Source organism: Arcicella sp. LKC2W (genome assembly GCF_034931005.1).
Lineage (GTDB): Bacteria > Bacteroidota > Bacteroidia > Cytophagales > Spirosomataceae > Arcicella.
Window position 1 is genome coordinate 58,222 of sequence record NZ_JAYGIN010000030.1, and the last position, 10,846, is coordinate 69,067.

4 protein-coding genes are annotated in these 10,846 nt (G+C 34.8%); all 4 read right to left on the reverse strand.

All coding sequences use genetic code 11. The annotated features are described in order from the left end of the window. Positions 1-24: 24 nt before the first annotated feature. Entirely contained in the window at positions 25-2,391 is a 2,367-nt protein-coding gene (locus VB796_RS21205; protein WP_323348592.1) for a BamA/TamA family outer membrane protein, read from the reverse strand. 162 nt (positions 2,392-2,553) lie between these two features. After that, positions 2,554-7,509, reverse strand: coding sequence for a translocation/assembly module TamB domain-containing protein (locus tag VB796_RS21210; protein ID WP_323348593.1), 4,956 nt, complete (start codon positions 7,507-7,509; stop codon positions 2,554-2,556). Positions 7,510-7,671: 162 nt separating this feature from the next. Next, the gene (locus VB796_RS21215) at positions 7,672-8,397 is read right to left on the reverse strand and encodes a hypothetical protein (protein WP_323348594.1); all 726 of its coding nucleotides are present in this window, start codon (positions 8,395-8,397) and stop codon (positions 7,672-7,674) included. Positions 8,398-8,746: 349 nt separating this feature from the next. Beyond that, complete coding sequence (locus tag VB796_RS21220; RefSeq protein WP_323348595.1) at positions 8,747-10,564, reverse strand: alpha-amylase family glycosyl hydrolase; 1,818 nt, start codon at positions 10,562-10,564, stop codon at positions 8,747-8,749. Positions 10,565-10,846: the final 282 nt, after the last annotated feature.

Here is a 10,846-nt window from a genome sequence, read left to right on the forward strand (position 1 = left end):
ATGTATTTCCAAAACTCATACTTATTAGAAGGGATAACCAACGGCAATATTCAAGACTAAGTTTTCACTTCGCCATTGAGAATCCTTTAAATCAAAGTTTTTCAAAACCCAACGTTCTCCTTCGGGTAAATACGGTTTGTGTACAGGGGTTGCCAAATCAAATCTAAGCACCAAATAGCTGAAATCTAAACGTAAACCAACACCCGTTCCAATGGCAACTTGTTTGTAGAAATCAGAGCCGAATATAGACGTAGCACCGTAGTCTTCTTCAAAGTGATGAATCCAGACATTCCCCGCATCAATAAAAAAAGCACCGTTTATATATTTGGTAAACTTCGCTCTTAATTCAGTATTCAGTTCTAATTTAATATCTCCTGTTTGACTCCCCAGTACAACGCTATTTACCTCTCCAGAAGAAAAGTATTCGCCTGGTCCAATACTTCTGGCCGCAAACGCCCTGATACTATTATTTCCACCTACAGAATATTGTTTTAGATAAGGAAGTGTATTTGAATTACCATACGGCAAACCATAACCCACCACAAAGCGATTAGCAATTTGTAGGCTTTTATTTATGTTATAGGTGTATCGTAAATCTCCGTCCAATCGTGCATATTGTGCATAACTAACGCCTACTAAGGTATTTGATGAACCCGAAGAGCCTATTTTTGATAGTAAGTTGGCAAAATTTCCTGCTACTTCAATACCTCCAGTAAATCTGAATAAATGCTTACTTTGGGGTTTGGGAGTTGGCGTATAAGATATATTATAATTTGAACTCATGATGAGTGTATTGTCTAATGTTTTTAAAATAGCAATAGGATTATCACTACGGAAAATTTCTTCTCCAAATTCAAATGAAAAGTCGCCTTTTACTAAATTGATTGAAATAGGTGTAAAGGAATGCTCAACCATACTATTTTGTTTCCAAGCATAACCCATTGAAGATTTCAGTGAGGTTAAACTATATAAATCACCTCTTTTTAATACCTCATATCCGACACTGATATTTGTTTTAGGCAGAGCTTGATTTCGCTGTGGGTTTATCGTGAAAAAAGGAATCGTAAATCTCGGAATGGCTAATGTTCCTTCAATGGAGTACCGACTTGTATTTATTTTACCCAATGTTTGACTGATTCCCCCAACTTGAAATTCTAAACCAGCAGTGGCAGTTATTTTAAATAATTCTGCTCCTTTAAAAGTGTTTTTATTCAACCACGAAAGACTCAAATTAGTACCCGTAAAGTTGTTTGACTTGGTAACTCCGTTAATGTCAGCTTGGAAAGACTTTGCCTTCAAAGGCGTTAAATAATAGAACACGTCTAAGAGGGCAGAGTCGGAGCGAGGTACTAACTCAAACGTGTTTTTTACAAACTTAAAATTACCATTTAGGTTGATTAATCTCGATAGTGAAATATCTTGAATATTACTGCTATATCGACCACCTCTACGGAATGCTATGGCTTGCGAAAATATTTTGGGATTATACGATTGTGTTTTGTCATTAACTCTGATACCGTTAAAAACAATCTCTTGGTCTTTTTTAGCACTATCAGCAAAGATTTTCTCCCCATAATCTGCCAATACGTGTACATCCCGAATTCTGTAATTTTTTCGGGCAACTTGCGAAGTTGTAGGCTTGATTTCTACGGATAAATTTACTTTGTGATTTCCTACGGATGAATCTGCTTTTACAATGATAAAATCTGGTTGAAAATAATAAAAACCTCTCTTTTTGAGGATATTATCGATACGAATTCTTTCTCCAGAAATTAAGTCAAAACGGTAAGGAGAGCCTTTTTGTAGCAAAGAATTTTGTTTTGCGTTTGTAAATGCTTTACCCAATATGGAGGTATCCTGCGGTGAAAATGAAACACTATCCAAATAATATCGCTGATGAAGTGTTGCCGTGTAAACTGCCGTAGATTTACGGTTTTTCTCGATTAAATCTCCCTTTGCGAATGAACGAAAATAGCCTTCATTGTTCAATAATAAATTGATTTGTTTGACATTGGCAGCCGTTACACTTTTACTGGCTAAAATGGGTGGTTCGCCAAAGCGTTTTCTGAAAAAACTTTTAAATCCCTTCTCATTTTTAGGTTCACCAAATAGATAGTAAAACCATACTTTATACGGAAAACCGAACAAATTGGCATTTGGTTTGGGTTTTACAAATTCAGTAAGTTGAGCTTGAATATTTTTTACTTCCGATTTATTTATAGCAGAATCAGCGACCACTTTTACGGTTGCTCCTGTGTATAGACTTTCACCAGCAGGAAGTTTTTTTGTTACCGAACAACTGCTCAGTAGCACAACCAAAAGGATGAGCAGAAGGCTGTGTTTTACAGAAGTTTTATATATGTTTTCGGAAGTATATACTATTTGACGCAAGTTAAATTTGAGACGAAAAAACCTCAGCCACAACCCCTCTCCGATGGAGAGGGGAGCATTCGACCCCATTTTTCTCCCCTCTCCATCGGAGAGGGGTCGGGGGTGAGGTTGTGCGTCAATAAGTATATAAGTCCGTATGTTTTTTATCACTGATGGCATAAATTAGTTTGTTTTCTGTTTTTTCTGGAATACTTCGTTAAATTTTCCGTATTCCATTGTAATGGTAAAACCAATACCCGTTTCTACAATGAAACCTTCTAAAACTGACTGAAATTGATTTTTTCGGAATGCTTTGAATAAGTATCTTCCGTCGTTGGTTAGTTTATAATTTACGTTGATATTATCGAAAACCTCCGCAGGATTTCTGCTGATTTTTGAGGTATTTTCCAATTCAAAATTTCTACCAACTTTTACCTCAATTTTATCATTAAAAAATGCTTTTGAAAGTCCTAAACTTAGGTCTGTTCTACTGCTTGCTTCACCATTGAAAAAGTCTTGTGTTGAGGATAAATTTACATCAAGATTGACTCCTTTTATCAAATCTGAAGCAAATCTGTCTAATTGGTCGGATAACAACTTACTAACACTTTGTCTGGCAAAAGCCTCTGCATTTACTCCGCCACTACTGGTAGAGAAGAAATCGGAAGATTTTTCAGAAAAAAAGCGATTAAGAATTAGAAGGGCAAAAACTTGTTTATTGGTTTCATTCATCTCCAATTTTGCTAATCTATCTTTCACGTTTGTAATCACATCTGACGAAATCAATCTTTGTGTTTCAGAAGCTTTTATTTGAAAGGAAACATCAGGTTTTGATAATTTGCCTGCCATAGTCAAAAACACATCAAAGTTCATTTTCTGACGGTATAAAGCAGAATTTTCGGTAACAGAATTTTCCATTAAATCCAACGGAGCGGTATTGGCGGTATAAATCGCCGTAATATTTACCTCTGCATTCATGGGGTCGCCAGTCCATACAATATTGCTACCTTTTTGTATCGAAAATTGCTTTTTGATTACTTCGAAAGTCAAGCCATATTTTCCTTCTGTTAAATCATAAGAACCCAAAATATACGGTTGTCCATCGGCAGTTACGCCTGCATTTAGGCGGGCATTTCCTTTAACCACAAGGTTATCACCATTTATTTCATCCACAACAATCGTAAATTCCGATTTTTCATCAGCTTCAATATTTAGCGATATTTCCGAAACAAAATCATTAATAAAACGCTGTTGTTGAAGTGAATCCGCCTTTATTTTTTCCGCATGGTTTTTATGATTAACAAAAACTACAACTCCTTCACTTTCGCTCAATTCATCAAAACTATCAGGTACAACTACCGAAATTTTACTGTTTTCACGTACTTTAATATCACCTTCTATTTTTGCTTTTTCCGAAACTCCCTGCAAACTTAAATTAGCATCTACAAACCCTTTTCCATAGAAAAAACCATTGTCTTTTCTGGTAGAATTCAGTACCATAAAGTTTTTGGTATCAATCGTTAAATCGTATTTTACAGACGGAATATTACTCAAAACAACTGTTCCATCAACTTTAAGAGGCTGATTTAATGTGTCGCTCACCGTAAATTGCTTCAAGCGAATGGTTTGTCCGTCAAAAATTAGATTTTGTTCATCAATCAAATAACGGCTTCCCAATTGCGATACGTCAAAGGCGACTTTGCTAAAGTTTAGATTTCCTTTCAAGAATGGATTGTCCGTTGAGCCTTTAATGCTGGCTTGTCCGTTCAAATTTCCTTTGGCACGTCGCAATTGTCCAAAACTAAATGCTTCCACCGTTTCAGCAGCCAATTTGTTGATTATCAAGTTGAGGTCGAGCGAGTTTTTGGTGTTCAAATAATAATTTCCAGCTAATTGAATGTCATTGTATTGATTCAACAGACTTGCTTTTGCAGTTATTTTATTGGCAGTTTCATTAAAAACATTTACCTGTAAATTTCCAATTGGCGTTTTCTGAAAACGGAAATTAGTCACAAGTACATCACCTGTAAATGACGGAGATTCCATATAATTACTCAAGAGAATTTTTCCATCAATTTTCCCACCTGCCAAGGTCGAATCTGGCACAAATAGCGTTACGAAATTTTGAATATTTAAGCTATCAGCAGAAATGTCAATTGGTCCGTTCGGGGTAGAAGTTGTGCTATTCACGCTAAGTTTTTGAATTCCTCTTTCAATATTGAAATGATTAACCAATAACCCCGATTTTCCATATTGAATATAGCCCGTAGAATCAACGTTCCAAGAGGCATAATTTAGCAATAAACCGTCTTTTTTAAATTTTATTTGATACTGATTATCAATGTTTTGGACTAAACCAACCACTTGATGACGGTCTTTCTCAACTGAATCCTTGAAGGTTGCTTTAAAGCTGGCTGTGTTGTTGTTTATATCACCTGTCAAACTTGTTTTGCGAACTTTAAAACCTGTGAAATTTACCCCATCAAGCCCGCCATTGTAAGTTAAATTTTGGGCATTTCCAGTCATGGCAAATTTTACTTTTGATACTTGAATGGTATCATATTCCAGATAAGGTAGGGTTAAATTAGCTCTAAAAATGGTATCTGCCTGACTATCAATACTCGCCGTAAATCTTGACGTATCCAAGCGGGTGAGTGCGGGGACAAATGCTTGTAAAACAGGGTGTTTCACAAATTTTGCATCAATTGAAAGATTATAAGGCGTTAAAATTGGTTTGTAGGCAACGTCTGGAATCACAAAATAGCGATTAATTGTACCAACAATAATATCCGAAATCTGTAAATAATTGAAATTTCCTTTCAAGTTTGCTTTTACAAAAGGAGCATCAATCGTGATTTTTTTGCCTTCGGCGGTATTACTTGCCGTTAAGGTTGTATTTTCAATTTTGATAGGTTTACCATCTTGTAATAATGTCCCTTGATTAATGGTAATTGTCCCACTCGGATTATCAGGATTTGTATTTTGCATATCCACATCAATATCGCCTCTGATTCCAATATTATCGGCATAAAAACCGAGTGCTTTTAAATTCAGTTCGGTAACTTTTACATTTCCTTTTATGGTTGGAAATGGTTGAGAAATATCAAATTTAGAATCAATATCTAAGCTAATATTTGAGTCTTTGATATTCCCTTTCAGCTCCGCAATTTGATTGGCTAAATTGGCTTGTATGATTACATTTTTATAATTATATCCTTGTAATTCAGCTTGTTGTATAGTGCCATTAATGCTTGCTTTCATGGTTTTTGGGTCGATGCCCGTACCTTTTACATCGGCTAAAAGCGTGATTTTTCCAATTTTTTCTGTTTGTTTTAAGAATTTCCCCATTTCAAAATTCTCAAAAGCTAATTTTCCATCATATTGCTGATTTTTATCTGCTGTGATATTGATTAATTTCCCATTGAACGACGCATTTCCTAAGTCTGATTTTAGGTTTGTATTCAGCACTAAATTGTCCAATTTTCCACTGATTTTTCCAAGAACTACCACTTTTTGAGGTAATTCAATATTGTCAGGAACTGAGCCTTGGGGAGCAATTTTTAATAAATCTTTTTTGGTAATTGATAATTCCTGAACGTTCAGATTTAAAACTGTTTTATTCACGTCGGGTAAGCCCGTAATTTGTCCTTGTATATTCAATTTAACTTGGTCAAATCCTGTCATCGTAAACTGCGAAACCTTCATGTTATTGATTGTTCCGCTGATTCCTCCATTAAATTTTAAGACCTCTTTTTCATTGCCTTTAAATGGTGGCGTTTCTGCTAAATCAGGAGCTAATAACAAAATATCTTTAAATGCCAACTGGCTATTTTTGATGTTACTTTTAATCCTAACTTTTCCAATATTATCGGTTAATTCATTGAAAGAGTTATAATTCAAGACAAATTCATCCCTTAAAATAGATTGAGGAGTTTTGAATAAAAGTTTTTTAAGGAAAGTTTGTCGATTGGTATAGGCAAAATCTGCTTGGAGATTTTGTAATTCAAAACCTGATTTTTCTTTAAATGAACCACTATAAATCCAACCAGAAGTTTTATTTTCTGAATAATAAAGTCGTTCTAAATTAAGTTTTAAATTATTGATTTTTAGATTGTTGTAATCGATTCCTTTTTTCTGTAAAGGTTGGTTTTGGTCTTGGTAGGTAATATTATTTTTATCAAAAATGATTTTATCAACTGATACTTTCCAATTATTGGGTTGAGCTGCAGAAGTTGGATTTCCCGTTTTTTGAATGCTTTTCTTTCTCAAAAATGTAACGGAAGCATCAGTATTGTATAAATCGACGGATTTTAGATGTATTTTTTCTCCTGATAAATAAACCTGACTTGCTTTGGTATTGAGTCGTCCTAATTTTACAGAATTGACTAATCCAGAAGTTTCTTCGGTGATTTTCCAATTAATATTTTTAGCATCAAATTCTGTGAAGGAAAAATCTAAGGTATCGGAAGGGGTATTTTCTACTTTTTTTGTGCTTGGAATTGAAGCGAAAAGGCGGAGGTTCATATTTCCACCATCTAAGGCTAATTTATGCAAATGGTATTTTGAAGTTGCAGGGTCAAAATCTGAAAAAGAGGTTTGTGTATTACTCAAATAAACTTTTGCATCAACTCCTGTAACGTCATCCAAATATTTAACCCGAACATTTTTGAGCTTAATATTAGAAATTTTATATTTTAAAGGAATGCCTTTTGCCGTATCAATTTTTGTGTTTGTGTTGGGCGTTTCAAAAGATTTTAAGATGTAGGCAAAATTAAAAGTTGTATCTGGTAGCGTTCTTTTGATATTAATGTTAATATTCTCAAGGTTGATTTCATTGATGGAAACTTGATTTTTCAATAAACCAAGCATATCCATATTGACATAAAGTTTTTGCCCATCAATTAAAGTATCTCCTTGATTATCGCTGAAATACACACCCTCTAAGGCTATCCAATCAGGAATTTTATAGCTAATTTTTTTGATGCTAAAAGGCTTATCAATTTTAGATTTCAGATAGGAAGTAACTCTTTGTGTCAGAAAATTTTGCCCTGCCGATGTCTGTAAATAAAAAAATAATCCTACCACGAGTAAGACTAAAGCTAAAAGAATAATACCTGTTATTTTAAAAAATTGCCGCATTTAGGATTGGTTAAGTGAGGGGGAAGTGTTGGTTTTTAGTTGTATAGAGAATGAGATAGCTTATTGGAATTGGAACTTCCCGAAAGTTTAAAACTTTCGGGAAGTTGAACCGAATTATAACTTAAAGACTGCAAATCCATAAACTCATCAATTCAAACCTAATTATCTTTTAAAAGTTGTAGCATCAAAAGTTGGATTGAAGACGATTGTTGAAGCGATTTTTACGTTTCTTTTGTCAATACTGCTATAATATGTACCTGCCGATGGATAAATAATACCAAAATCTGACGTTGCGTAAGTGTTGTATTCCTTCGTGATTTCTTCGCCAGTTGATAATTTTTCTTTTTGCTTAGTCAACAAATTGGTGATATTATCAAAATACAAATCGTATTTAATGTCTTTTCCAGCAAGCTCGATGTGATGAACTCTTTGAGCTCCCATTACTTCTAAACCTACATAAGTGGCAATATAACCTTTTGATTGATAGTCATAAAATGTAGCGAACATATCCGCCACTTCACGTTTCATATTTGTTTTTTCTTTATCACTTAGGTCTTTTACATCATAAACAATGGCTTTATCACGGCTTCCCGTTGGGATTTTATAAAATGCGTCCGTCGGATTGATAGCATAGACAAAACCACGCTTCATGATAGTTTTCGTCTTTAACATAGAAGCATCAGGAATAGACGCTTTTACCTCCATTTCGTAGTCGCTCGGGGCATTTGAAACGAAAGATTGTTTTAACGAATACGTTTTTACTTTGTCCCAAAGTTCCTTTCCGCCAGCAGCCTTAAAATGATTTTGGAATACTTCGTCAGCAGTTTGAGAATAGGTATTGACCACAAAAATTGTCATCAATAGGGCAATCATGCTTAATTTTTTCATGCTATTTTTAGTTTACTAAATATGATAATGAACCTGTTTAAACTTTCTGTTTTGAAATACAAATTAGTGTATTTTTGAAGTCTTTGAACTAAAATTTTATCAACATAGCAGAGCTACGTTGATAAAATTTTGGTTTGAAGGGTTCTAAAAGACATGGTTTTAGTCGAAAGAGAAAGTTTAAACAGGTTCAATTGCTAAAATACAAATTTAAGACGTATGAAGTCCGTTAAGTTTCTGATTCAGCTAAAAATTTAACGATGTTTAATCAAAATAAGTATTTATTTTTCAAAAAGCTAAAAAAGGGATACCGTAGTATTCCCTTTTTCTGTATATGCCCTCATTCGCTCGCTCAGTCTCTATCCTGTGAAAAAATTAATGCCGTATAAGGGGCAATTGAAAATTGAATATTGAAATGAAAACCATCATATTCCCCTTGATTTGCGATAGCATTGGTTGACATAAAATTCGCAAATTCTTTGTCATAACCTTCCCAGTCACTATTAAAACGTAATTTCCACTCACCTTCGGCTGGCATTCCAATGACGTAATCTTCAAAAGTAGTGTTAGAGAAGTTTAGAATTACGACGGTGCTATCGCCTTTTACGCCTTTTTGCCAACGATGAAAGGCAATTATTTTACGTTCATTATCTATCTTCAGTAATTCGGTATTCTGTCCTGAAAGTCCTTCTGTATTGTTATTGAAATTGCGACGAAGCTGAATTAAATCACGATGCAAATTAACAAAACCGTTAAATTTCTTTTGGCGTTTCCAATCAATTGGGTCGGTATCAGAAAACCATTTATCTTCCAAAAGTGCTTGTCCTTGAAACAACATCGGAATTCCCGCAGCAGTCATCACCAAAGCTACACCGAGTGAAGCTCGCTTTTTAGAATACCAATTATTAACATCGCCCGAAGCAATTTCTTCCGTTACCCGTGCTTTGCCATTGGCAACTTCATCGTGCGACTCTGTATAAATTACTCTTTTAAAAGAATCTCCACTATATTTATTCAAAATGGCAAGACTCACATTTTCCATATTTCGGTGTGAATCTTCTTGGGTAATAATGGCTTCTCTCACAGGATGTACGAAATCGGCATCCCATTGGCTTCCAAATCCTAAACCACATTCTTGTCCGAGACCGTCTGTAATAGAATTTAACCCATGTAAATCTTCTGCAATCGTTAATTTCCAAGGGAATTTAGTAGCCACTTCCGAATTTATCCAACGCAATAAACTCAAGCCTTCTTGTAAAGTTGTATTCGGGTCTTCATCGGCATTTACATTTCTGATGTACGGAATCATGTCCATTCGTAAACCATCCACTCTAAATTCCTCCAACCACATCATGGCGTTATCACGTATATATTGACGCACTTCTGGACGACCATAATCTGGACGAGTATCTCCCCAAGGCGTTTTTGCTCGCCAGTCATTGTAAAAATAAATGCCCCCTAATCCGTTTTCGCTCCAACCATCAAATTGCCACATATCCATATCAGTAGGACCAAAATGATTGTAAACAACATCTAAAATAACCGCAATTCCTTTTTCGTGAGCCGCTTTTACTAAGGTTTTGAAGGCATCGGCTCCGCCATATTCAGACTCAATAGCAAAAGGATATGCAGGATTATAACCCCATGAATATCCACCAGGGAACTCAAAAGGAGGCATAATTTCAATAGCATTTATCCCTAAATCTTTTAAATAATCTAACTTTTCGATTACCGTATGAAAATTTCCAATTTTACCTTTTTCTTTGACATGAAAAGTGCCAACATGAAGCTCATAAATAACTAAATTATTCCAAGAAGGCATTTGAAAATCATCGTCTTGCCAATCAAAAATAGTAGGGTCATACACAATTGAATTGCCCACTGAATTGGTTAATTCTTTAGCATAAGGGTCATTTCTTTGTAATTTCCCTTCAGTAGTTTCAATACAAAATTTATATTCGTCACCTGCTTTGGCATTTTCAATATTACCACCCCAGTAACCATTTTCTTCGTGAGTTAAGGCATCATTTGAGTCATTCCAATCATTGAAAGAACCAATTACACTAACATTTTTTGCATTGGGTACCCATACTCGGAAGAAAACGCCGTTTTCATGTATAATTGCTCCCATTCCATTCATATTGATTTTTTCAGTTGTAGTATTTTTCATGTTGAGTTTAGGTTTGAAAATCCTTAAATGTTTCTGCTAACATTCAAATTTGTATTCCAAGCCATAAATCAAAGTTTTGAGGGTTAAATTCTACATAAATCTGTATTGATTGGGGATTTTTTTCTACAAATAATTGGATAGAAGTAGGGTTAGTATTTAGTTTCGGACTTATATACTTATTAATGCAAAACCTCACCCCCGACCCCTCTCCGATGGAGCAGGGCTGTTAAGTTCTTTGATATATTGAAAATACTTTAACTTTGCACAAAATAAAATTTGTCA

Bases quoted from the DNA above. Each gene is read 5' to 3' on its own strand.
- VB796_RS21210 (WP_323348593.1), bottom strand. From the start codon at position 7,509: ATGCGGCAATTTTTTAAAATAACAGGTATTATTCTTTTAGCTTTAGTC.
- VB796_RS21215 (WP_323348594.1), bottom strand. From the start codon at position 8,397: ATGAAAAAATTAAGCATGATTGCCCTATTGATGACAATTTTTGTGGTC.
- VB796_RS21220 (WP_323348595.1), bottom strand. From the start codon at position 10,564: ATGAAAAATACTACAACTGAAAAAATCAATATGAATGGAATGGGAGCA.